This is a genomic window from Acinetobacter sp. 802_lipA, from assembly GCF_058242885.1.
In genome coordinates, this window is record NZ_JBZAYP010000001.1 from 1,726,687 (window position 1) to 1,751,103 (window position 24,417).

Genomic DNA, 24,417 nt, shown 5'->3' on the forward strand with positions numbered 1-24,417 from the left:
CATGACAGAGTTTTAAAATATTGTATCAGTCCTGCATAAAACCATTTGGATTTTGCTTTTGCCAGTTCCAACTATCAACCAGCATATCTTCTAACCCAAATTTTGGCTGCCAACCTAATTCAGCAACCGCCCGAGCATTATCAGCAAACGTTGTTGCAACATCCCCTGCCCGACGTGGCGCATACTCAAAAGGAATATGCACATTATTGACTCTCTCAAAGGTATCCTTGATTTGCTGTACAGAAATCCCATTGCCAGTGCCAATATTCCAAACACGACAACCTGTATCATTCAGCCTGTTCTGAATCGCCAACACATGCGCACAAGCCAAATCAACAACATGAATATAATCCCGCACCCCTGTACCATCTGGGGTATCGTAATCATGACCAAATATTGACAACTTCTCACGTCGCCCTACGGCAACCTGAGTCACAAATGGCATTAAATTATTTGGAATTCCATGTGGATCCTCTCCAATTTGGCCACTTTTATGGGCGCCAACAGGATTAAAATAACGCAGCAAGGCAATGGACCAAATAGCGTTTGACTCGGCAAGCTTTTGTAACATTTGCTCAACGATCAACTTGGTATAGCCATAATTATTGCTTGGCATTCCTGTTGGCATATCTTCACTTAACGGTGATATATTCTTTTCATCATAAACTGTTGCTGATGAACTAAAGACCAATTTAAACACTTTGGCACGAATCATCGCTTGAACAAGATTAATCGAACCTGCAACATTATGATCAAAGTAAGCATGTGGAATGACCTGACTTTCGCCAACTGCTTTTAAACCAGCAAAATGGATGACCGCATCAATCTGATGCTGTGCAAAGATCTGATCTAAGATCTGCGCATCGCGAATATCACCTTGGATAAAAGTTAAACTTTTATTTGCTAAAGCTTGAACTCTCGATAATGACACTTCAGAGCTGTTTGATAAATTATCCAATACAACAACTTCATGTTGAGCATTCAATAATTCCAAACAAGTATGTGAACCAATATAACCAGCCCCACCGGTGACTAATATTTTTGCCATTTTATTTTCCAAGTAAAATATCTAATAGACCACGGGTAGAGCTATCAAAATCAACATAATCTTTTTCTGTACCAGTCAAAATTGGAAGTACTTGATTCGCAATTTGTTTACCTTTTTCAACACCCCATTGGTCAAAAGCATTGATATTCCAAAGTACAGATTGCACAAATACTTTATGTTCATACAACGCAACCAACATACCTAAGGTATAAGGATTAAGCTCTTTGAGCAAAATGGTTGTACTAGGCTGATTACCTTCATATTTTTGATAATTCTCTAGACCCGCCACCTCTTCAGCATCAAGTGCCTGATTACCAAAGGCCAATAGTCGAGACTGAGCCAAACAATTTGATAACGCTAAATGGTGTTGATTAATCAATGCATTGGCATTTTTTACATAGGTAAATTGGTTAGCGGCATAACGATTCACTGGTGCAATAAACTCACAGCTTACTTTATGTGCACCTTGGTGTAACAACTGATAAAAAGCATGTTGTGCATTTGGACCCACTTCACCCCAAACAATAGGGCAAGTATCCAACTCAACTTTCTGACCATTACGCTGAATCGACTTCCCATTCGACTCCATCTCAAGCTGTTGTAGATATGCCGAAAAATACTTTAAACGACCATCATAAGGCAAAATAGCCTGAGTCTGAATTTCTAGGAAGTTATGATTCCATATTCCCAAAACAGCCATAAGAACAGGAATATTTTGGCGCAAAGGAGCATTTTGAAAATGCTCATCAATTGCATGAGCACCTGCAAGTAAACGTTTAAAGCCTTGTACACCAATATTTAATGCTATCGGCAACCCAATACATGACCATAAAGAGTAACGCCCACCAACCCAGTCCCAGAGCAAAAACTGATTTTGGTGTGCTATACCCCATTCTGTCATTTTTTCAGGCTTAGTCGATACCCCAATAAAATGATGCTGATCCACCGCTTCTGATTGGCCCAATTGCTTTTCAAGCCATTGGCGTGCAGTTTGCGCATTATAAAGTGTATCAATCGTTCCAAAAGACTTTGATGAAATAATAAATAATGTCGTTTCTGGGCGTAATTGATGCAGTAAATCTGAAAGTTGGCTACCATCCATGGTAGATACGAAATGCATTTTCAGTGGTTTGACTGTATTGACTTTAAAATCAGACAGAGCGTGACTCACCATTAATGGCCCTAGATCAGACCCACCCACACCAATATTGACCACATCTTGTATAACTTCACCCGTTGCACCACGGTACTGACCCGCATGAATTTTCTCAACCAATGCATACATTCGCTCTAATTGCTCATGTACTTTGCCTGCTAATTTAGGATGCTGCTCATCATGTTTCGGTAAACGAAGCGCCCAATGCATAGCTGCACGCTGTTCTGTATAGTTAATTTCTTCTTCTGAAAATAAACGTTTCGTCCATGTAGAGAGATCACGAACTTGTGCAAAGTCAATCAATGCGCTTATTACGGACTCATCAACACGATGCTTACTAAAATCAAAAGTGATTTCATCATATTGAACAGAAAAATGCTTAAATCTTTGGTCATCTTCGGCAAAAAAAGTATTTAAGTGCTTCTGGCCAATGGTTTTACTTAAGTGTTGTAAATGTTCAAGTGTTGTTGCTAGCATTTTTTTAGGAAAAATAGTTAAATTTATCATTATCTTCCTACTCCCATATATGCAAAACCCTGACTTTTAACATAATCAGGTTGATAAATATTACGTCCATCCAAAATCAAAGGATGGGCTAATTTAAGTTTTAATTGCGTATAATCAAGTGACCAATATTGCTTCCATGCAGTTAGAACACATAAACCATGTGCCTGATTCACCGCGTCATACTGATTTTCACATAAAATTAAATTATCACGTTCACCATAAATTGTGTATATTTCTTCTAAGGCTTGTGGATCATGCAAACGAACAGTCACACCTTGCGCCCACAGTGCAGCAAGCATCGGATGAATAGGTGAGAAACTGGTACTTGAGGTATGTTGCTTAAAAGCAGCCCCCCAAATCGCAATCGTTTTTCCAGCTAAATTTCCATGATAATAATTCCACAGCTTACGGAAAAGAAACTCCTTTTGCTGCTCATTAATATCCCAAACCTGTCCCAATAGCTGACTTTTTGTTCCAGTATTACTGATGGTATTTGATAGAGTCAAAATATCATGTGAAAAGTTTTCACCACCAAAACCTGCACCTGAATATAAATACGATTCACCTATCCGACTGTCTGCTGCCATTCCATCTCGAACATGGGCAATATCAATACCCAACTTTTCAGCAACATCTGCCAAATCATTCATATAACTGATACGAGTCGCCAACATGCCTGAAATACTGAGTTTGGTAAATTCAGCATCTAAAACAGGCATAAATAAATATTGTTGCTGGCGTGGAAATAAAGGTCGCAACATTTCCTCTAAGTCACCCTGTGCTTGTTGGTCAGCACAGCCAATAATCACTTTAGAGGCACTCGTCACACTTTTAAAAGCTTGACCTTCCTGAATAATATCAGGGAAATAAACCCAATGATCTTTTGTTAATACGGCTTTTAATTTTTCTGTACCATTAAGACCAAAAGTAGAGGCATTAATCATCAATTTAGGATGAATAATCGTGCGCATTTTTAATTTCTGTACAACATCAAGTGCCTCAGCCTCTTGAGTTGGATTGAAACTAAAAAAATACGCATCAATATCCAAGGGAAGAGCCGCAAAATTACAATAACTTAGAAAACCACTTTGATATTGTTTTTCTAAAGCATGAACAACATCTTGATCTCTAAGATTGAATAGCGCTGTATGGTCTTGTAAATCATTACAAATAAAGACCTGATGTCCACTCTCTGCAAGTAATGATGAGATAACACCCGCATACAGTGTTGTACCAAACATTGCGATTTTCATGGCCCATCCCTCTTTTTTTTATAACTCTAACTCTTTAATCAGTGCTTTAAACTCATCACCTAACTTGAGATGGTCAACACCATAATGTAAAACTGCTTTCAAATAGCCAATTTTGCTACCACAGTCGAACGTTCGTCCTTTCATGCGATATGCTTCAACAGGCTTTGATTGCTGTAGCATTGCAATCGCATCTGTCAATTGAATTTCATTCCCAGCACCTTTCGGTGTTTGTTCTAATAAAGTCATAATCTGTGCAGGCAATACATAACGCCCAACAACTGACAAATTAGAAGGAGCCATACCTATTGCAGGTTTCTCTACAATTCCTTGCATGACATAACTTTCGCCTTCAGCAGGAATTTCAGCAACATCGACAATACCATATTGATCAACCAAACTATCAGGGACAGCTTCAACCATAATTTGGGCTGCGTTTGACTTAGTATAACGCTCAATCATTAAGCTTAAATCGTTGCGCGTATCACTATCTTTAACCAAGACATCAGGCAGGAGCACAGCAAAATCATCATCACCAACAATAGATTTAGCACAAAGAACAGCATGGCCAAGCCCTAAAGGTTGTGGTTGGCGTACACTAACAACACTTACACTTGCAGGTAAAATGTCGGTAATTTCTTTAAGTAAATCAAACTTCTTTTTTTGTTCTAATGTCGTTTCTAATTCAAAGTTACGATCAAAATAGTTTTCTATAGATGCTTTCGATGAATGTGTGACTAAAATGATTTGCTCAATCCCAGCAGCTACTGCTTCTTTGATAACATACTCAATTGCTGGGCGGTCTACCACAGTAACCATTTCTTTAGGAATCGCTTTACTTGCAGGCAAGAATCGGGTACCTAGTCCAGCCACAGGAAGAATCGCTTTTTTAATCATCGAAGATACACTTTTTTATCAAAAAATTATTTATTAACACTACACTATTTTTTATTTCAAAATGTTTAAAAATAGTGCAAACAACCCAAAGTTTCTATAAACGTATCAAATATTGAAAACACAAATATTTAATATGCAGATTTATTAATGAAACCCTTAAACACCGTTAAAAATATAATTTTAATATCCAATAGAAGACTCCAAGTTCGGATGTATTCCAAGTCACATTCAACACGCTTTTCCATCTTATCCAGAGTATCTGTTTCCCCACGCCACCCACGAATCTGTGCTAAGCCCGTAATACCAGGTTTCACTTTATGTCTAAGCATGTAGCCCGTAATTAGTTTGCGATATTCTTCATTGTGCGCTGCTGCATGTGGACGCGGACCTACAACAGACATACTGCCTAATAAAACGTTAAAAAATTGCGGTAGTTCATCTAAAGATGTCCGTCTTAAAAAACCACCTATTGGGGTCAACCGAGGGTCATTTTTAATGGCCTGAGTTACTTTAGTTCCATTTTCCATGACATTCATACTTCTAAATTTGTAAACTAAAATCGGCTTTCCATTTAAACCATAACGCGTCTGCTTAAAGAAAACTGGACCTTTAGATGTTAATTTAATAGCAATTGAAATGCCAATTAAAATTGGAGAAATCAACAATAAAATAACCAGTGAAAAACAAATATCTTCAATGCGCTTCAATAAAGTATTAATACCTGTTAAACGAGTATCTATAATTGGAATAATCGGCGTACCATTAATATCCTCAACACGCGAGTATAAAAAGTCATGCGAGAACAACTCAGGAATAATAACTGTTGAACATGTAGTATCTGCTAAAGACTTGATAACTTGATCCGCTTGTTCAATATTATCTTGATTGATCACAACATAAACCTTATTAATTTTTTGTTTGTCAACAATCTCCATCGCATCATCAAGTCCACCAGAATAAACAAAGCGGTCATAGTCCTGTCTAAATGAGAACACACCTATTGGGTTAAAACCTGTCCATTCGGAGTCTTTTAAATCTTGAAAAAGCTTAAGTGCTTTATCAGAATCACCGAGGATAAGCACATCATTAGCGCGAATAAAATACTTAAAAAACAATGCATAAGATAAACGTATAGCAATACGCAGCACAGACATGATGAAAACCACACTCAAAAAGTAGGTGAATATCACTTGTGCATTCATCTTGCCTAAAAAGAGTAAAATAGGACCAATTAAAGCGACACTAAAAAAAACATTTTTCAAACAAAAAATAAGTTCATTAAATAGACTAACGCCACGCCATGAGCGATAAAAATCGGTTAAGCCACCAATGAGCTGAAATAAACTAACTACACTCAAAAACATTAAAAGCGTTCTATTATCTATAGGCATATTATTTATTTTAGAAATAAAATAAAAGCCCAAATAAATTGCTACAACATCACAAAAACGTTGTAATATTGACACATATGATGCGTGTAACCTTGAAGCCATTTTTTGCCTATTAAGAATTGTTATCAGACTTATTAAAAGCTAAATCTTTATAAAGAATAACTTTTTTGGATATTCTTCATCAATAAAAATATCCTAACCCTATAATTAAAATGGAATAAAATATATTATTATTGTAGCAATAATTCAAGTTTTATCTATAATTGTTTAATCTAAGTAAAAATTCATCACTATTTTGTTGTTTTTACAAAACAATATTCGATTTTTCTTAGAAAAACCATATAAATAGCACATGAAACACAAATAAGAGATTTTCAATGATACCTGTAATTTTATCTGGTGGTTCTGGTTCACGACTTTGGCCGTTGTCTCGCTCAAGCTATCCAAAACAATTTTTACCAATCACAAACGAAAGAACATTATTCGAACTTACTCTAGATCGTATTTCAAACCTAAATGCATCTTTAATTAACTTTCAAAATCCTATCATTGTAACCAATGAAAATCATCGCTTTATTGTTGCTGAACAACTTCGCCAACAAAAAATGACAGCTAAAATTGTGTTAGAGCCTGTTGCAAGGAACACAGCTCCCGCAATTGCAGCCGCTGCAGAATTTGCGCTGTCTTATGGTGAAGACCCCATTCTCCTCATTCTTGCCGCCGACCATGTTATTCAAGATCAAGAGGCATTTAATCAGGCCATTAAAGTTGGCTTAGCAACTGCCGAAGCTGGAAAAATGGTTACTTTTGGTATCGTGCCCAATTCACCAGAAACAGGTTATGGTTATATTAAAGTAGCAGATTCTATTCACACGGCGGGGAAACCTCAAGCTTTCAACATAGAAGGTTTCGTCGAAAAACCGAATTTAGTGACTGCACAACAGTATCTAGCTGATGGCTCTTTTCTCTGGAATAGTGGCATGTTTATGTTTAAAGCATCTGTTTATCTAAAAGAATTAGAAAAGTTCAATCCAGCTATTGCTAGCAATGCGAAAAAATCAGTGAATGAAAGCAAAATTGACCTCGATTTTGTCCGTTTAGGTCAAACAAGTTTTGAACAATGCCCTGAAGACTCCATAGATTACGCTGTTATGGAAAAAACAGATAAAGCTGTTGTCATTCCTTTAAATGCCAATTGGAATGATGTTGGAGCTTGGAAAAGCGTATGGGAGGTCAGCAAAAAAGATGCTTTAGGCAATGCATTACGCGGCGATACCATCATCCACGATACTCAAAATTCACTGGTATACGCTGAAAGTCGTTTAGTGGGTGTTTTAGGTCTAGAAGATATTGTCGTCATTGAAACATCTGATGCCGTACTTGTCGCACATAAAAATAAAGTTCAAGATATTAAGAAAATTGTAGAAATATTAAAAGCACAGCAAAGGACTGAGGTCGACTTACATAGAAAAGTATATCGACCATGGGGTAATTACGATTCCATAGACAGTGGTGACCGTTATCAAGTCAAATGTATTGTTGTTAACCCAGGGCAGAAACTTTCACTACAACAGCATCATCATCGTGCAGAACATTGGATTGTTGTCAATGGGACTGCAAAAATTCATAAAGGCAAGGAATCATTCCTTCTTACAGAAAATGAATCTGTATATATTCCTTTGGGAGAAATTCATGCACTGGAAAACCCAGGAAAAATTCCTCTCGAACTAATTGAAGTACAATCTGGTTCATATCTTGGAGAAGATGATATTGTCCGATTCGAAGACTTATATGGTAGATGTTAAATTTTATACGCCTAGCAACTGCTAGGCGTATTTTTATAAAGTGCTCATTTCCTCTTGCTTCATTTGCCATTTACTATGTACATAAATTTCTAGCTCTTGCTCAAATCGCTGATTTGAAAATTTCAAAGCATTAGTACGACAATTTTCTGGTAAATACAAATTCTCATTTTTTTCAAAATACTCAACCGCAGTAATTACGCTAGGGACATCTTGCTTTTGAAAAAAAGTTCCTGTCGGATGCAATCCAACCTCACAATTCACTGTTTCAAGTGCCCCACCTTTACCAAAAGCAATCACGGGTGTGCCGCATGCTTGAGACTCAACAGGTGTAATACCAAAATCTTCTTCCGCTGCAAATACAAAGGCTTTAGCGCGCTGCATATGATCTTGCATCACGCTGTTCGGTTGATACCCTAAAATTTCGATATTAGATGTCGCTTTAGACTTGATTTTTTGCATATCTGGGCCATCCCCAATCACGACCAATTTTTTATTGGGCATATGAGAAAAAGCTTCAACAATTAGATCAATTTTCTTATAAGGCACCATACGTGAAGCGGTAAAGTAAAAATCATCTTTGTTTTCACGTAGTGTAAAACGATCTGTATCTACAGGTGGATAAATCACATCTGCATCGCGGCCATATACCTTATGAATACGACGCGCAATAAATTTAGAGTTTGCAACAAAGTGATCTACCCCATTGGCGGTGCGGTAGTCCCACATCCGAATTTTGTGTAATAACCAACGTACAATAATGGCTTTTATGCCCTTGGTGAGCCCCAACTCACGTAAATACTGATGCTGTAAGTCCCATGCATAGCGTATAGGCGAGTGAACATAGCTAATGTGCAGTTGGTCGGGCCCCGTAAGCACACCTTTGGCTACTGCATGGCTACTCGATAAAATCACATCGTAGGCAGAGACATCTAACTGCTCAATGGCTAAAGGCATAAATGGAAGATAATTGCGGTATTTTGTTTCAGCTTTAGGAAATTTTTGAATAAATGTTGTTTGGGCGTGTTTACCTAAAAAATGCTGTCGACTTTCATCGCTTAAAAAATCAATCACAGCAAATAGATCTGATTTTGGGAAAACTTTTAATATTTCAGTCATTACGCGCTCAGCACCCGCATAGGTGACAAGCCAATCTGCAACTAAAGCTGTTTTTACATTTTCATTCATTTTATTACCAAAGCCCTGAACTAAATTCATTATACGGTATAAGATTTACTGAGATAAAACTTGATCAATAATTTCATTAAGCTTCTGTGCAGATTTATCCCAAGAAAAACGTTTTATATTTTCATACCCATCAATTACAAGCTTTTCCATTAAAACAGTATCTAAATTTACAAATTCGATTGCTGCCCTAATAGAATTAACATCATTAGGTTCAAAGTAAAATGCAGATTCTTTTAAAACTTCAGGTAATGATGCTGCGTTTGAAGAAATAACAGGACAACCACACGCCTGAGCTTCCAGAGGTGGGATTCCAAAACCTTCATACAAAGAAGGAAAAATAAAAAATTTAGCATTTTGATAAAGCTCGACTAACTCTTGATCACCAACCCTACCTAAAAATTTTATTCTAGGATCATTATTGACAAGTGAAGTTTGATCATTAAATGCATTTGACAGTGAACCAATAATTTTTAAATCTAAATCTACATTTGATTTTAGAAATGCATCAATCAGATTTGGGAAGTTTTTATGTTTATTTGGTGAAGATACTGCTAAAGCATATGTCTTCTCCAATTTTTCTGTTACAAGAGGATAAAAAAAATCTGATACTGCATTATAAATTACATCAATTTTTCCTTTATCTAAATTATATTCTTTAGAGATATCATCTTTAGAAAAATTACTGACTGTTAATATTTTTTTACTAGTTTTTAAAACAAGTGGAATTAAAACTTTATAAAACGCACGAAATTTTAACGAATAACTCTCAGGATATCTTAAAAAAGTAACATCATGAATGATTGAAATTTTATTTCCATAAAAAATTGGTGCCGTATTACACAAATTAATCAACAAAGGATTGCCTAAAGACCTAAGATATCTAGGTAAAGTAAATTGCTCCCAAAAGTGACCAAAACCTCCCTTAATCTCTTTGATACTAAACTCATTGAAACAGGACTTATCGATAATTAAATCAACACTTGGCACCAAAAAGACTATATCATCACGTTTTTTTGAAAGAGACTTACATATTTCTAAAGCAAATCTTTGAACACCTGTAGTATTTTGAGTTAAAAATCTTGCATTAATATAGATCATTGGTACTTCTTCCACTCTTGATAGAATGGTGAAATTTTTAAAGACTTTCTACACATTAAAATTCTATAAAAATATAGCCCAATTATAGTTTTTACTATTTTTTGAAAATTTCGCTTAAATTTAGATTTTTCTCTCCAACTATTTTCAAAATGATGAATTGTATAGTTCTTTTTTTTAAAAAATGATGGCTGCTCAAAAACCTCTTTAGGAAAAACCTTAATGCCATCTACCATCTGCTCTTTACCATTCAGTTTAAAACCCTCTACTTTATCTATAAAGTACTGAGTAAATAAGTCATTATTTGGTGAATCTACAGATATATTTAAAGTATCATATAAGTCCAAAATATTTTTGACATGCTCATTTTTCTTTTGTGATCCTATAACTGCTGTACCTAAATTACAATCAAACATAAAACCTATAAACATATTTAGTTTCAATAAATTATCAAAGTTTCTAACCACCTCAATATCTTGATCCAAATATATTCCACCATGATTAAATAAAATATCTAAACGAGCATAATCTGATAAATGTGCCCATTTCTTATTGTTGTAACAAAAAGTTGTAAAATCATTCTTATAAACATCATAATTATCTTCTGTCCACTCAAAAATTTTATAACCAGATTTTTTTAAAATATCTAATGTAGAATTAAATTTTTTGATATCATCAGATTTTTCCGATTTTCCAAACCAAAAAATATGAATATGCTTAGCTATCATTTAATTAGCTCCTTTTTTAGATTCATCAACAATAGCTGAACTTCTATAAAAAATATTTGCAAATATAAGGTTCCACATTATTGGATTAGTTAGTTCAGGCATAGAAACAAAGGATCCAAAGAAAGAAATTAAAAGCATCATTCTTAGAGTATAGCCTACTTTATCATTTTGAATAGGAGAAAGTAGCCTGTAGACTATATATATAAGCAATGGACCAAATAAAAAACCTAAGTTATTAAATAAAGTTAAGAACATAGATGATGTTCTTTCACTTCCCAATCCAATGCCAAAAAAATAACTTTTATAAATATTAACAATAGAATTAGCATTTACTTCTGCTCTAACTTCACCAGATTGACTTAAACTTTTTGAGTCAATATAGGAAAAAAATTCATCACCAAATAAAAAGAATAATAGAGAAATTAGAATTATTAAAAGCATTACCCATAAAACTTTATAGTCTAGTTTTAACTTTGTACTGAACCAAATAATCAAAAAAGAAACTATTAAAGAAAAAAACAGAGTACTTGATAAATTTAAAAATGATAAATAAATAAATACTAAACCTAATAATTTTATATTTTTATTCTCATGCACAAGAAATGGTATACAAAGAGTAGAAATATATAATCCAGCTGCTGATGGCTCTAAAAATGTACCAGACAATCTAGCCTCGTGTAATGCATTAATAGCATAACCCAAATTATTAAAAATATAAAATCCAATAATAGAATACAAATCAGGTTGAAATTTCCAGATAAAACTGATAAATATAAAAATTAGCGAAGTTAAAACAATAGTTTTAAAATAAAAAATTTTAGAGATAACATCTTTTCTCTTATAGCAAATTAAAGCAAGAAGTAAATGAGCAGTCAGCAACATTAGCTGATTTATGTTAGCACTACTCCAATTTAGAAAAACACCGCCAGTTCGATAATTATCTTCCATTGTATTTATGGAAGAAAACACTCTTAAATCTCCGAATAAATTTGCGACCAAATAGGTATATAGCCATAACGAAATAATAAATAGTAAGTAAACAAAGCTCGTACTATCTTTAAAGGTAAGAAATTTATGATTCTTATTTGGAAGAATTAATCGCAAAATTACCATAATTTCAACGAAGAAAAATATTGGCACATCGCTAGAACCTATTGAAAAAACTTTCCCAGCACTAAAAATTGAAGCAATAGATAATAGTATAATTATAGGTTTATACCCAAATGGAAATAAAAAAACTGTTAGAAAAATCCAAAATAAACCCCAAGCATCCATTAGATGACAGCCTCATTAAACAAAGATTTGGATAATTCTAATTGTCTATCAATATATCCATTAGCATTAATATTTTCTTTAATTAAAAACTCTTGAGCATTACTAGCTTTTCTTAAGTAATGATTATAGTTATCATGTACTTGATCTATTATGTCAGCTAGATCAAGATTATTATAAAAAGTTACAACTTCATTATTAAAGTAATCACTTAAACCTCCTTTATTGGAACATAAAACTGGAATTCCAAAAATTATACTTTCTTGGATTGCAGTTAATCCACTCGCATGTAAATTATCTTTTAATGGAACAATTGATAAATCTTGCTTCAATACAAATTCAACAAAATCTTTTTTATTATTAAAAGTTCTTACTTCAATATTTTTATAATTTCCAATAATCTGATGATTTATTGTTGTTGAAATAATAGTCAATTTTACATTAGACTTTCCACCGCAAACTTTTACTAGCGACTCCCAATCTCTGTGGATATCATTGCCGATAGCTACAATATTTAAGTATTTTTCCTTAATATATTTCTCTTTTACTGGATACATTTTCTCAGTAGGTATTCCAAATTTTACGACTTTAATTTTTTCTTTAGAAAAATAGAATTTTTCTTTTGCTAAATTACTATTTAATATAGAAAGAAATGTTAATATATCCACACGCTTAATTAAATTCAAATATATCATTTTCTTTAAAAAAGAAAATTTAGACCATTTATCTAACAACCAAACACTCTGACCTAGTATTTTAACGTCTTTTTTCCAAAAAATTAATAAAAAAGATACTGCTAAAAATTCAACTTCAGTATGTGTCCAAACAATATCAGATTTGAAAATTTTATTTCTGAATCTCAATACATTAAATAAATCAAAACCTAATAGTTTTCTGATAATTTTACATATAATCATATTACGAGGAGAATCTGAAAACTCGACAGTATGTCCTTTATTATTTAATCTGGCATACCCATATGGTGACTCAGAATCATTTATTCCTAAAATTTGATCTTTATCAAATTTTTTTTTCCATTCATTGATTGACAAGTGAGCAGGTAGTTGTATAAAAATTTTCATTAAATTTCTCAAATTAAGATTTCAAAGTATAAATTAAATAGTTGAGTCCTCTCTTAAATTCTCTACGTCTGAATCTATTAAGAATAACTAAAAACGTAAAAACTTTTACAAGTAACAGTCTTTTCTTATTAAATTTTTTTACAAGTTTGATTCTATTAAGTACTTGGCATTGATCTGCGACGTCACTTAACTTAGTTGAAACACCTTGTTCATGGAAGACTATACTTTTAGATGCTATTCCTATTTTATAACCATTTTCTTTTGCTCTGTTACAATAGTCTATTTCTTCGTAATATAAAAAATAATCTTCACATAAGAATCCATTTTTTTTCAGACAATCTTTTGTAACGAAAAAAGAAGCCCCAATTACGTAATCAATTTTTTTCTCAAAATTATCTTCATCAATTTCATCCTCTATATTAAATTGCCTACCTATTTCCTTAGTAGTAAAAAAGTAATTATGTACCAATCCACCAATGCCTTGAACACTGTGTTTATCATCCAGTCTTACAAGTCGAGAGCCTATTATCCCATATTCATCACTTGTATTTTTTTTATTTAAAATTTCAATCAGAGTATCAGGCTGAACAACAGTATCATTATTTAATATCCACACATTTTCCATATCGTTATCGTTCAAAGCAAGCTGAATCCCTCTATTATTTCCGCCAGCATAGCCATAATTCTCTTTATTTTTAATTAAAACAATATTACAATTGTAATTATCATTATCAATATTTTCTTCATTTAACTCCACAAAATTATTGTTTTTCAGTGATGACAAATGGCTTTTTATTGTCTCATAAGAGGAATTAGACGAATTATTATCACAGATTATTAGTCTACAATCCGAAAAATTTTTTAATTCTAATAAACTGTTCACACAATTTATAGTTTCATTTTCCGAATTCCAATTTAGTACAACTATATAATTCATATATCACCTATTCAGTCAAATGGTTTAACTTTATATTATAACCCATTTTTTTAATTGCCTTACAAACATAAGAAATAAAAAAAAGGAAATCAAAGTTTCAGTAATTAATATTGATATAGCTGCTCCAAATATACCAAATTTCATAAGCATTACAAAAACATAGGTCAAATGTAAACATCCAAAAAATAGATATATTTTACCTAACAGCTTCGCCTGCCCAATAATTACTAATCCCCATTGACCAAAAATAATACCTATAGATACCACCATCGGTAAAAAACTCAAAACTTGAAGAAGATGAATTGACTCCTTAAATTGCGTACCAAAAAGTGTAAGAATTATAAGTTTTGATAAGAAATACAAACTAAATGTTATGCACGAAGAGACAAAAAATAAAAATAATCCATATTTTTTTAAATTACTTATATATTCATTTTTTGAATTAAAGCAAGCCAAATTTGGAAATATAGCTTGACTAATTGGAATCATTAAAGATTGTGCTGTACTTGTAACTTTTTCTGCCGAACTATAAATACCAAGTTGCTTTAAATTTACGTAAAAACTCATTATGAATGTATTTAGTGTAGTATAAAAACTAGTACCCAAGTAACTAATAAAAATATAAAATGACTCTCTAGTTAGATCTAAACAATCATTTAATTTTATCTTACAAAATGAGGCTAAATTCATTTTAAAAATAAAATAAAAAGATATTATTCCACCAGCAAGTGCGTTAATAGACAACAAAAGCATTGCTAAATTAATGTCTTGCTTAGTATGAATGAAATTAAATATAAGTAGTATCACAACTATTTTTGGAAGAACTGCAGGTATTATCAATGTATTCATCTTTTGCAACCCCTGAAACAACCAAACAGGATTTATTGCAGCCCCCAAAAGTGAAAAAAAACCTATATATATTAATTGCTTGACATCACTTAAACTCTCAACAAATTGACTTATTAGCCCCGCAAAAAAAACTAAAACTATAAAAAAAACTATTTTAAGTATTAATGTTTGTGTAAATAAATTGTTTATTTGATTTTGATCTTTATTTTTTTCTGCTAAACTTATCTTTCTTGTAACAGTAAGACCAAATCCAAAATCAACAATGAATCCTAAATACAGTATTATTGCCTGAGCAAGTGTTAATGCACCTATTCCTTCAGGACCAAAAACTCTCGAAAGAAATGGTATGGTCAACAAAGGAAATAAATAATTAATTCCCTGAATAAATACTAATATAAATATATTTTTTTTAACCAAATTCATTTTAAATTAGTATCTCATTTAAAAAAATCTTTAGCCATACAAACTTTTTTGAGTAGTAAAGCATTTCGATCTTTATCAGTTAGCTTTATATTCAATCCTTCTTCAACAGGCCAATCAATCGCAAGATCTGGATCATTCCATACAATACTTCTTTCACATTCCTTAGAGTAGTAATTCGTGGTCTTATATAAAAACTGAGTATTATCTTCGAGTGCTATAAAGCCATGTGCAAAACCAGAAGGAATCCAAAACTGCTTATGGTTTTCACCAGTAAGCTCTACACCAACCCATTGACCAAATGTAGGAGAATCTTGGCGAATATCGACAGCCACATCCCAAGCACGGCCTTGTACTACACGTACCAATTTGCCCTGAGCATGTGGATTCAGTTGATAATGCAACCCTCTCAGTACACCTTTTTGAGAGTACGAATGATTATCCTGAACAAAATTTGGAACCTCAAGACCGCGCTCTGTTAAAGCTTGTTCAAAGTTTTTTTGGTTAAAGCTTTCCATAAACCAACCACGGTCATCTCCAAACACGCGTGGTTCAAGTATGAGTAGGCCATTAATTTTTGTTTCAATAATATTCATTCGTATCACTCAGTTTTATCTAGTCTTTTTTTTCTAGCAATGCTTATGCTTGGTGCTCTTTAAGCAATTTAAGCAAATACTGACCATAGCCAGTCTTTTTAAAGAACTCGCCACGCGCTTTGAGCTGATCGGCATTGATCCATCCATTGTTGAAAGAAATTTCTTCCAAACTCGCCACTTTCAAACCCTGACGGTGTTCAATTGTTTGTACAAACTGACTTGCTTCGAGCAATGAGTCATGCGTACCTGTATCTAGCCACGCAAAACCACGGCCAAGCACTTCAACATTCAACTCGTTTTGCTGTAAATAAAGGTTATTTACATCGGTAATTTCTAGTTCACCACGGTACGATGGCTGAATATTTTTAGCAATTTCAACAACTTTGTTGTCATAGAAATATAAACCCGTTACCGCGTAGTTTGATTTTGGTTGTTCAGGCTTTTCTTCAATACTGAGAGCCTTTCCTTCTGCGTCAAAGTTAACTACACCAAAACGTTCAGGATCATTTACATAATAACCAAAGACTGTTGCACCACTAACTTGTGACGCTGCACGTTTGAGTTGCTCACTAAAGTGTTGACCATAGAAAATGTTATCGCCCAAAATCAGACAAACATTATCCTCACCAATAAACTCTTCCCCTAAAATAAAGGCTTGAGCAAGACCATCTGGTGATGGTTGGACTTTATAAGAAAGTTTAATTCCGAGCTCTTCACCTGTACCTAAAAGTTTTTCAAAATTAGGTAAATCTTCTGGTGTCGAAATAATCAAAATTTCATTAATCCCTGCCAGCATCAGAACTGACAAAGGATAATAAATCATAGGCTTATCATAAATTGGGAGTAACTGTTTTGACGTTCCCATAGTAATTGGATACAAACGTGTACCTGACCCACCCGCAAGAATAATGCCTTTGCGTTTTATTTGACTCATGGAAGAAGTTCCTCTAATACTTGTGCTACACCTTGCTGCCAATGTGGCAGGTGTAATTTAAAATTTTGTTGTAACTTATCTGTATTTAAACGTGAATTTAAAGGGCGCTTTGCTGGTGTTGGGTAAGCTTGTGTTTTTATGGGATTCACTTGTTTTAAAATCAGCGGTTGATTATGTTCACGTGCCTGTGCAAACACAAATTGTGCATAATCATACCATGTTATTTCACCTGTAGGCGCTAAATGGTAATGACCGTGCAGCAGTATTTTTTGTTCATCCGACTGTAAAGTATAATAGCGAATAGCTTGAGCCGTGACATCTGCAATCAGTGCTGCTCCAGTAGGTACACCAACTTGATCTTGGATGATATTCAGCTCTTCTTTCATTTGCGCCAATTTAAGCATGGTCTTAATGAAATTATTTCCTCGCGCCGCATAGACCCAACAGGTACGGAAATTTAGAAATGAAACTCCGCTTTGCTCTAAAGCAAGCTCACCATCTCGTTTAGTTTGACCATACAAATTAACTGGGGCTGTTTGTTCATCCTCTTTCCATGCCAAAACACCTGTGCCATCAAACACATAGTCTGTTGAATAATGAATCAACAATGCACTATGCTTTTGACATTCCTCAGCCAAGTGCTTAACTGCTAAAGCATTGATAAGATGTGCCTGTTCAGCATCAGATTCAGCCTTATCTACAGCAGTATAAGCGCTTGCATTCACAACAATATCGGGACGAATTTGTTCAAAGGCTTTTGAGATTTCTGCAAAGTTTGCAACATCACCACACCAACCCTCAGGGTTTGTTTGACGATCTAAAGCAATCACCTCTCCAAGTGGTTGGAGTGCACGCTGTAACTCCCACCCCACTTGGCCATTTTTTCCTAACAACAGTATTTTCATAGTATTACGCAACTTAATTTGTTTCTTCTGCAACCTGATACTGTTGATTGATCCAATTTTGATATTCACCACTTTGAATATGTTGAACCCACGCTTGGTTATTCAAATACCACTCAACGGTTTTTCTTAAACCCGTTTCAAAACTTTCTTCAGGCACCCAACCGAGGTCTTTTTGAATTTTGCTTGCATCAATTGCATAGCGTAAATCGTGACCAGGGCGATCTGTCACATAAGTAATCAAGTCTTCATAACGAGCCACACCATTTGGTTTATTTGGTGCAAGCTCTTCTAACAATGTGCAAATGGCTTTAACAACATCAATATTCTTTTGTTCGTTATGACCGCCAATATTATAAGTTTCACCAACAGCAGCCTCAGTAACCACTTTATATAAAGCACGTGCGTGGTCTTCTACAAATAGCCAATCACGAATTTGATTCCCATTACCATATACAGGTAATGCTTTGCCATTGAGGGCATTCAAAATAATTAATGGAATCAGCTTTTCTGGGAAATGATAAGGGCCATAGTTGTTTGAGCAATTGGTTAAAACGACAGGTAAACCATAGGTTCGGTGCCATGCACGAACCAAATGATCTGAACTAGCCTTACTTGCTGAATATGGTGAACTTGGAGCATACGGTGTTGTCTCAAGGAACAAGTCATCTGTACCTTCTAAGTCACCATAAACCTCATCCGTTGAAATGTGGTGGAAACGAAATGCTTGCTTTTTATCTTCGCTTAAACCGTTCCAATAATGACGAGCAGCCTCCAACAACTGGTATGTTCCAATAATATTGGTTTCAACAAATGCAGCAGGGCCTGTAATTGAACGGTCAACATGCGATTCAGCAGCCAAATGCATCACAGCATCTGGTTGAAAACTTTCAAATAATTGATCTAATGCAATGCGATCACAAATATCAGTTTGGGAAAATTGATAACGCTCATTATTTTCAACCAATGCCAACGATTCTAAATTACCAGCATAAGTGAGTTTATCGACATTGAGTACCTGATGGGGTGTATTTTGAATAATATGGCGAACGACTGCTGAACCAATAAAACCAGCAGCGCCTGTTACCAATAATTTCATATTTTCCTGCTCTTAATTTAAATTGATTGATAGCAAAATAATTTTAGGTTATCTATAGATAAATAAGATGTTTCTTTATTCTAAAACTATTTCAGTATTTTATTCAAAATATGTGAATGAATTGTATAAATAGTTTAATTGAACACGTTAGGCTTTATCAAATGAACATCAATAAAATATATCAATTCTTGTGCAAATCTTTGGTTTTGTAACCCTCTACATAGGTTTGTAGGATATTTTTAATTTTTACCTGATTCTCTCCTTGTTCAGATAAATCAGATAACTGCAAAAATACGCTGTTAATTTGATCAAAAAGATAAAAATGCTCATACGATTTTAAAATTCGTTCATGGTCGGTTTTAGTCACATTTTCAGATTCGATGAGTAGCTCTTCATATAGTTTTTCACCTGGACGTAGGCCAGTAAACTGAATTGCGATATCCCCTAAGCCTTTTTTATCCATAGGTTTAAACCCACTTAGACGAATCATCTGTTTAGCCAAATCAACAATTTTAACGGGTTCACCCATATCCAGTAGAAAAACATCTCCGCCTGTTCCCATTGCCCCCGCCTGAATCACCAACTGCGCAGCCTCAGGAATAGTCATAAAATAACGAGTCACCTCAGGGTGAGTTACTGTAACAGGTCCACCTTTTTCAATCTGTTTTTTGAACAAAGGAACGACAGAACCTGATGAACCTAATACATTACCAAAACGAACTATACTGATTTGTGTTTGCGGTTTTGTGGCAGCTAAACCTTGGCAATACAATTCTGCCATCCGTTTCGATGCACCCATGACATTGGTTGGGCGTACAGCTTTGTCAGTAGAAATCAGGACAAAGGTTTCAACCCCTTGAGCCACAGCAGCGTCAACACTACGGGCCGTACCAATTGAAGTATTATAGATCCCTTCAAAGGGGTTGGCCTCAACCAAGGGAACATGCTTATAAGCTGCTGCATGGTAAACCGTTTGCACAGCATGGTTTTGCAATATACGTTCCAACTTTATTTGGTGAGTTACAGAACCTAGTATAGGCACTACTTCTACACCTGCGTTTTGTAATTCGCGATCAATGGAATACAGTGCAAATTCAGACATTTCAAATAAAACAAGGCATTTTGGTTGATGCTTCACGATCTGACGGGAAAGTTCTGAACCAATTGATCCACCTGCACCAGTTACCATCACCACTTTATTTTTAATATTTTTTTCTAAAAGGTCTAACTTGGGTGGTACTGGATCACGCCCCAGTAAGTCAATAATATCGACTTCTCGAATATCGGAGACTTGAACTCGCCCGCCCACCAGTTGGGTGACCCCTGGCAGTTCCATAATTTTGACATTAGACGGTTCAAAAGACTCAATAATTGCTTTTTTACGTGCACGACTTACAGATGGCATAGCCAGTAATATTTCTTCGATGTGAAACTTACGAAATGCTCCAAGCGCCTTTTTCGGTGAAAAGATTTTTAGTCCACTTAAAGACTGCCCTTGTAGCGAAGCTTTATCATCAATAAAACAGACGGGCAAATAGTCATCCGAGCGATATAATGCGGCCGCAATTTGCTGCCCCGCAAGCCCTGCACCATAAATCGCGACACGCTTACGGTTTTGCTTTTTCACAAAAGTACGCAGTGTGGCATAGCGAATTACAGCACGGCTCCACCACATCCAAGAAAACAGCACAAAGCCGTACATGAGTGGAATGCTCATGGGAATAAAAGCTAAACCGAGCTTCTTAACTGCATATAAACCAACAATTTGGATAAATGTCGCGATCGAGATCCGTAGCAAATAATCTTCATTGAAGGAGCGCACAATCGCACTATAAATACCGAGTAAGGCAAAAATTGCGACACCAATGACACCGACATACAGATACCAAAAATCTAAACCTTCCATCACCGGAACATTTGGTTTGGCTAGTCGAATGGCATAAACCAGCCACATCATCAAAGGCAGGACACAGATATCCATGACCACTAAAACAACTTGTTTTTGGCGGCGCGGTAATGATGCAATAACTCGGATAATGTCTTTCACGATGGACTCAACGGGCTAGATGAAGGCAAAAAATTGCATGGCAAATTATACGCTGTTTCACATGGAGATTTGTGAGATCACCTGTTGGATACTATCCACCGTTTTTTGCATGTTGCTGTCGGACAAAGTCGGATGTACCAAGAACATTAAACTGCTGTCCCCCAAGCTTTTGGCATTGACCAATCGTTGCTCAGGTCGCCATGGTGTTCCATCAAAGGCTTTTTCTAAATACACTTCTGAACATGAACCACTAAAGCATGGCACACCCAGTGCATTAATTTCCGCCATAATGCGATCACGCGACCAACCTTCTGGCAATTGTGCTGTATTCACTTGGACATAAGCCTTATATGCCGCATGAACATAATTCGCAGGTGGCATTGCCACAGTAAAATAAGGGTTATTTTCAAAACTTGCTAAAACGCGACGCATATGCGCATTACGCACTTGCGTCCATTCTGGCATTTTTTGGAGTTGTAAACGTCCGATAACAGCCTGCATTTCCATCATGCGCCAGTTGGTGCCAAAGCTGTCATGCAACCAACGGAAACCCGGTGGATGTTGTTTGTTATAGACGCTATCAAAGTTTTTGCCGTGGTCTTTATATGACCACATTTTTTTCCATAAATTTTCATCATTGGTGGTAACCATACCGCCTTCACCGCCCGTGGTCATGATTTTGTCTTGGCAGAAAGACCATGCACCAATATGCCCGATTGAACCAGCTGATTTGCCTTTGTACATTGCACCATGCGCTTGGGCACAATCCTCAATCACAAAAATGCCTTTTTCCTCAGCCAACTGCATGATCGGGTTCATATCACACATCCAACCCGCCAAATGCACACAAATAATGGCTTTGGTTTTCGGAGTAAGAATAGCTTCAATGGTACGACGTGAAATATTCTGTGAATCCAGTTCAACATCGGCAAAAACAGGATTGGCGCCTGCCGTCACAATTGAACTTGCTGAAGCCAAGAAAGTCCGTGAGGTGACAATCACGTCATCCCCTACACCAACACCCAAAGCTTTGAGGGCTAAATCGAGTGCCACTGTACCATTGGCAACGGCAACTGCATGCTGAGTTCCTGCAAACTGTGCAAATTCCTTTTCGAATTCACGGCATTCCTGACCTGTCCAATAATTCACTTTATTGGATAATAGGACTTTTGACACCGCGTCGGCTTCTGCTTGGGTAAAGCTTGGCCAAGGCTCAAATGCAGTGTTTAACATGGAATTTTCCCAGTCTAAAAATCGAGTTTAAAAATCTATTTTGAAGTCACAATTCGGGCAGGATTACCCACCACAGTGACGCCTGCGGGTACACTTTTGGTCACGACAGCACCCATACCAACAATGGCACCTGCACCAATCACTAAAGGCTGATCAGGTGTGCCCTGCTTAATCATCGCACCCGCGCCAATATAGGCATGTGCATGTATATGAATATTGCCGTTACATTTTACGCCTGGTGCAAACGTGACGAAATCACCAATCACACAATCATGCTCGACATAACTGTATAAGTTGGCATGAAAACATTTGCCAATTTTAATATTGGATGTAATCGTGACAAAAGGACTCAACGCAGCACCTGCGCCAAGTTCTACCGCATCCATCAGCAGCGTATTATCTGCCTGCACTGACCACAATGGAAGACCATCTTGCTCTAGTTTCAGTGCAATTTTTTCACGTGCTTGGCTGTTAGCAATTGCAATCAGTACTGCTTTGAAAGATACAGGCTGTGCTTTAAATTGTTGGTAGTTCATGGCACGATGACGATTCACTATCGTAATTTCAGTCAAGGCATCATCAATAAACACAATTTCAGCAGGCTCTTGCTGACGTGCTAATTGTTGACGTGCTACAGGCATCAAACTACGTCCACACCCCGAAGCACCATATACGGCATAAAGCTTAGTCATATTTGCTGCCTGTGAATTTATGCATAGTGACATCACCTTCTGCACTAATATCATCTTTCGCGAGCACTTTTTTTACCGTTTTTAGCATGATTTTAAAGTCGAGCCAGAGGGAGTGATTGTTAACATACCATGTATCCAGCTCGAACTTCTTTTCCCATGAGATGGCATTACGGCCATTCACCTGCGCATAACCCGTAATACCGGGGCGCACCTCATGACGTTTGGCTTGTTCGCTATTATATAAAGGTAAATATTCCATCAACAAAGGCCTTGGCCCTACGATACTCATATCGCCTTTAATGACATTCCATAGCTCTGGCATTTCATCCAAACTGGTGGCGCGTAGCATTTTACCAAAAGGCGTTAAACGCTCACTATCGGGTAGAGGATTCCCTGCTGTATCCAGTGCATCTTTCATGCTGCGAAACTTAATCATTTCAAAAGGCTTGCCATGCAGACCCGGACGTACCTGACGGAATAAGACAGGCGAGCCTAGATTTTTTTTCACCTTATAAGCCACCAAAGCATAAATAGGAGACAGCAGCACCAGCGCAGATGATGCAATAACAATATCCAATAACCGCTTTAACATGGTTCACTCTTAAGATTAGATGAAGATGGGGAAATGGTATCCATTTCTAGCAATGATTATACCCTGTTCGACACCATCAGATTTGTAAAATATTTCAACGGTCAAAGGGACTCAAGTAGTCGCTGTTCTAAAAACCGCCAAACAATATAGCTGTTTAGAGATCTGTCCAACGACGATTGACTGCATGACCCGGGTTATTCATGCTGATCACCTTCGCGTAGTTTCCTACTGCAGTTGCATTTTCAGGAATGTCTTTCGTCACCACGCTGCCCGCACCTATAGTGGCATTATTGCCAATTTTGACATGCTCAATGATGCAGACATTGGGCCCAATATAAACATTATCGCCAATTTCTGCGGCTTGACGGCCGCCATTTGCACCAATGGTGGTAAATTGCGATAAATTCACATTATTGCCAATCACGGTTGTCGGATTGACCACCAACGGCCCGCCATGCCCAATAAACAAGCCATAGCCAATTTGAGTTGTGGTATGAATATCTATGCCGTACTGCTTTTTTTTATAATAATAAATCGGATAAGCCAACTTCGCCCAAAAAGATTTTGCACTGGCCAAACGTAGCCAAAATGAAAAATTAAAACCGCGATTGAAAAAATAAGTTTTCAAAAAGGTTTTCAAACTCACATGACCAGTATAACGGTATAAATCACTTTTTATATATTTTAAAGTCATCTGGAT

The 24,417-nt window shown here is 35.8% G+C and carries 22 protein-coding genes; 1 reads left to right on the plus strand and 21 read right to left on the minus strand.

Annotation, left to right across the window (positions count from 1 at the left end; genetic code table 11):
* Window positions 1-25 precede the first annotated feature (25 nt).
* The 5 genes from galE to AC4CU3_RS08570 all read right to left on the minus strand — a co-directional run bounded on the left by galE (window position 26) and on the right by AC4CU3_RS08570 (window position 6,324).
* Complete coding sequence (galE, locus tag AC4CU3_RS08550) at window positions 26-1,048, minus strand: UDP-glucose 4-epimerase GalE (RefSeq protein ID WP_174893575.1); 1,023 nt, start codon at window positions 1,046-1,048, stop codon at window positions 26-28.
* A gap of 1 nt (window position 1,049) precedes the next feature.
* The gene (gene pgi, locus AC4CU3_RS08555) at window positions 1,050-2,711 is read right to left on the minus strand and encodes a glucose-6-phosphate isomerase (RefSeq protein WP_168387052.1); all 1,662 of its coding nucleotides are present in this window, start codon (window positions 2,709-2,711) and stop codon (window positions 1,050-1,052) included.
* The gene (locus AC4CU3_RS08560; protein ID WP_490738100.1) at window positions 2,711-3,964 is read right to left on the minus strand and encodes a UDP binding domain-containing protein; all 1,254 of its coding nucleotides are present in this window, start codon (window positions 3,962-3,964) and stop codon (window positions 2,711-2,713) included. The genes pgi and AC4CU3_RS08560 overlap by 1 nt, the downstream gene beginning before the upstream one ends.
* An 18-nt stretch (window positions 3,965-3,982) precedes the next feature.
* Complete coding sequence (galU, locus tag AC4CU3_RS08565) at window positions 3,983-4,858, minus strand: UTP--glucose-1-phosphate uridylyltransferase GalU (RefSeq protein ID WP_004684257.1); 876 nt, start codon at window positions 4,856-4,858, stop codon at window positions 3,983-3,985.
* Window positions 4,859-4,986: 128 nt separating this feature from the next.
* Window positions 4,987-6,324, minus strand: coding sequence for an undecaprenyl-phosphate glucose phosphotransferase (locus AC4CU3_RS08570; protein WP_490738101.1), 1,338 nt, complete (start codon window positions 6,322-6,324; stop codon window positions 4,987-4,989).
* A 302-nt stretch (window positions 6,325-6,626) separates the two neighbouring features.
* On the opposite strand from AC4CU3_RS08570, the gene AC4CU3_RS08575 reads away from it, so the two are divergent.
* Complete coding sequence (locus AC4CU3_RS08575; protein ID WP_004684252.1) at window positions 6,627-8,054, plus strand: mannose-1-phosphate guanylyltransferase/mannose-6-phosphate isomerase; 1,428 nt, start codon at window positions 6,627-6,629, stop codon at window positions 8,052-8,054.
* A gap of 33 nt (window positions 8,055-8,087) precedes the next feature.
* Here the strand turns inward: AC4CU3_RS08575 and AC4CU3_RS08580 are convergent, their stop codons facing one another.
* The 16 genes from AC4CU3_RS08580 to AC4CU3_RS08655 all read right to left on the minus strand — a co-directional run bounded on the left by AC4CU3_RS08580 (window position 8,088) and on the right by AC4CU3_RS08655 (window position 24,411).
* Window positions 8,088-9,239, minus strand: a complete 1,152-nt coding sequence (locus tag AC4CU3_RS08580) for a glycosyltransferase family 4 protein (protein ID WP_348937305.1) — start codon at window positions 9,237-9,239, stop codon at window positions 8,088-8,090.
* Between the two features lie 45 nt (window positions 9,240-9,284).
* Window positions 9,285-10,337, minus strand: a complete 1,053-nt coding sequence (locus tag AC4CU3_RS08585; RefSeq protein ID WP_138742805.1) for a glycosyltransferase family 4 protein — start codon at window positions 10,335-10,337, stop codon at window positions 9,285-9,287.
* Window positions 10,334-11,062: a glycosyltransferase family 32 protein gene (locus tag AC4CU3_RS08590; RefSeq protein ID WP_138742806.1), complete on the minus strand. Its 729-nt coding sequence runs from the start codon at window positions 11,060-11,062 to the stop codon at window positions 10,334-10,336. The genes AC4CU3_RS08585 and AC4CU3_RS08590 overlap by 4 nt, the downstream gene beginning before the upstream one ends.
* A complete protein-coding gene (locus AC4CU3_RS08595) occupies window positions 11,063-12,337 on the minus strand; it encodes a hypothetical protein (protein ID WP_490738102.1) in 1,275 nt (424 codons plus the stop codon).
* On the minus strand, window positions 12,337-13,416 hold the full coding sequence (locus tag AC4CU3_RS08600; protein ID WP_490738103.1) for a glycosyltransferase: 1,080 nt from the start codon (window positions 13,414-13,416) through the stop codon (window positions 12,337-12,339). The genes AC4CU3_RS08595 and AC4CU3_RS08600 overlap by 1 nt, the downstream gene beginning before the upstream one ends.
* A gap of 13 nt (window positions 13,417-13,429) precedes the next feature.
* Window positions 13,430-14,353: a glycosyltransferase family 2 protein gene (locus tag AC4CU3_RS08605; RefSeq protein WP_283324851.1), complete on the minus strand. Its 924-nt coding sequence runs from the start codon at window positions 14,351-14,353 to the stop codon at window positions 13,430-13,432.
* Between the two features lie 30 nt (window positions 14,354-14,383).
* A complete protein-coding gene (locus AC4CU3_RS08610) occupies window positions 14,384-15,625 on the minus strand; it encodes a flippase (protein WP_283324850.1) in 1,242 nt (413 codons plus the stop codon).
* 14 nt (window positions 15,626-15,639) lie between these two features.
* The gene (gene rfbC / locus AC4CU3_RS08615; protein ID WP_490738104.1) at window positions 15,640-16,218 is read right to left on the minus strand and encodes a dTDP-4-dehydrorhamnose 3,5-epimerase; all 579 of its coding nucleotides are present in this window, start codon (window positions 16,216-16,218) and stop codon (window positions 15,640-15,642) included.
* Between the two features lie 43 nt (window positions 16,219-16,261).
* Window positions 16,262-17,152, minus strand: coding sequence for a glucose-1-phosphate thymidylyltransferase RfbA (rfbA, locus tag AC4CU3_RS08620; protein ID WP_153566299.1), 891 nt, complete (start codon window positions 17,150-17,152; stop codon window positions 16,262-16,264).
* A complete protein-coding gene (gene rfbD / locus AC4CU3_RS08625) occupies window positions 17,149-18,057 on the minus strand; it encodes a dTDP-4-dehydrorhamnose reductase (RefSeq protein ID WP_490738106.1) in 909 nt (302 codons plus the stop codon). The genes rfbA and rfbD overlap by 4 nt, the downstream gene beginning before the upstream one ends.
* A gap of 13 nt (window positions 18,058-18,070) precedes the next feature.
* Complete coding sequence (rfbB, locus tag AC4CU3_RS08630; protein WP_153566297.1) at window positions 18,071-19,153, minus strand: dTDP-glucose 4,6-dehydratase; 1,083 nt, start codon at window positions 19,151-19,153, stop codon at window positions 18,071-18,073.
* Window positions 19,154-19,334: 181 nt separating this feature from the next.
* Window positions 19,335-21,200, minus strand: coding sequence for a polysaccharide biosynthesis protein (locus tag AC4CU3_RS08635; protein WP_490738107.1), 1,866 nt, complete (start codon window positions 21,198-21,200; stop codon window positions 19,335-19,337).
* A gap of 57 nt (window positions 21,201-21,257) precedes the next feature.
* Window positions 21,258-22,433, minus strand: coding sequence for a DegT/DnrJ/EryC1/StrS family aminotransferase (locus AC4CU3_RS08640; protein WP_490738108.1), 1,176 nt, complete (start codon window positions 22,431-22,433; stop codon window positions 21,258-21,260).
* Window positions 22,434-22,468: 35 nt separating this feature from the next.
* A complete protein-coding gene (locus tag AC4CU3_RS08645) occupies window positions 22,469-23,125 on the minus strand; it encodes a NeuD/PglB/VioB family sugar acetyltransferase (protein ID WP_490738109.1) in 657 nt (218 codons plus the stop codon).
* Window positions 23,118-23,717: a sugar transferase gene (locus AC4CU3_RS08650; protein ID WP_111810692.1), complete on the minus strand. Its 600-nt coding sequence runs from the start codon at window positions 23,715-23,717 to the stop codon at window positions 23,118-23,120. Before AC4CU3_RS08650 ends, AC4CU3_RS08645 begins: the two co-directional genes overlap by 8 nt.
* A gap of 154 nt (window positions 23,718-23,871) precedes the next feature.
* Complete coding sequence (locus AC4CU3_RS08655; protein ID WP_325086977.1) at window positions 23,872-24,411, minus strand: serine O-acetyltransferase; 540 nt, start codon at window positions 24,409-24,411, stop codon at window positions 23,872-23,874.
* Window positions 24,412-24,417: the final 6 nt, after the last annotated feature.